Below are 1219 nucleotides of genomic sequence, written 5' to 3' on the forward strand. Positions count from 1 at the left end.
GCCTAAGGTAATATCTTGTGCTGTATTACCGGTAATATCTATCTTATCGCTACCTGCACCACCATCAATTAAGCCCGTCACATGAGCGATATCTGCTAAGGTGAAATTATCGACACCTGTGCCACCAGTCAAATTATTGAAGTTACTAAAAGTTGTCGTATTTAACGTACCTGCATTTTCACTATTAATGGTCCAAGTGTTGGTAGCATTACCACCCTGTAAGGTGTTGGTACCCGCCGTTGCATTAATTGTTTCTATACTCGTTACTGAAGCAAGTGTAATGATTTGATTATCAGTATTTAAATTAAGTATATCGTCATTGGCGCCACCATCTATCGTCGTAGCTACCTGCGTGATGTTATCAACACTAATGACATCTTCACCTGTGCCTGCTGCTAAACTATTCACACTACCTGTGGAATCAAAAAGAAAGTCATCAACTAAGGTGCCACCAACCAATTCACTAAAATTAGTAAAGCTTAATGTGGTGCTTTGGTCATCGATAGTACCTGTATTGGCAGCAGTGATATTCCAATCGTTAGTCGCGTTTTCTCCACGTAAAGTGTTCGTACCAACTTGCGCATTTAACGTCTCAATACGCGCGATATCTGTGCCTAAGGTAATATCTTGTGCTGTATTACCGGTAATATCTATCTTATCGCTACCTGCACCACCATCAATTAAGCCCGTCACATGAGTGATATCTGCTAAGGTGAAATTATCGACACCTGTGCCACCGACTAAGTTAATAAAGTTAGTGAAACTTAATGTAGTGGTTTGGTCATAAATTGTGCCAGTGTTCGCTGCGGTTATGTTCCAATCGTTAGTGGTATTATCTGCACGTAAAGTGTTAGTACCTATTTGTGCGGTTAACGTCTCAATACGAGTTATATCAGTACCTAGGATAATGTCTTGTGCTGTGCTCCCAGTTATATCAACCTTATCGCTACCAGCGCCACCATCAATTAAACCAGTAACAAGCGCTACATCAGATAATGTAAAGGTATCTACCGCTGTGCCACCAATCAGGTTAATAAAATTAGTAAAGCTTAATGTTGTGGTTTGGTCATCGATAGTACCTGTATTGGCAGCAGTGATATTCCAATCGTTAGTCGCGTTTTCTCCACGTAAAGTGTTCGTACCAACTTGCGCATTTAACGTCTCAATACGCGCGATATCTGTGCCTAAGGTAATATCTTGTGCTGTATTACCGGTAATA

The 1219-nt window shown here is 40.7% G+C and carries 1 protein-coding gene; it reads right to left on the reverse strand.

What is annotated here, in order from left to right; genetic code table 11:
- Positions 1 to 1219: beta strand repeat-containing protein (locus GAB14E_RS25085; protein WP_033081986.1), on the reverse strand; the 1219-nt coding region annotated here is incomplete at both ends.

This window comes from Colwellia psychrerythraea, assembly GCF_000764185.1.
Taxonomy (GTDB): Bacteria; Pseudomonadota; Gammaproteobacteria; order Enterobacterales; family Alteromonadaceae; genus Colwellia; species Colwellia psychrerythraea_B.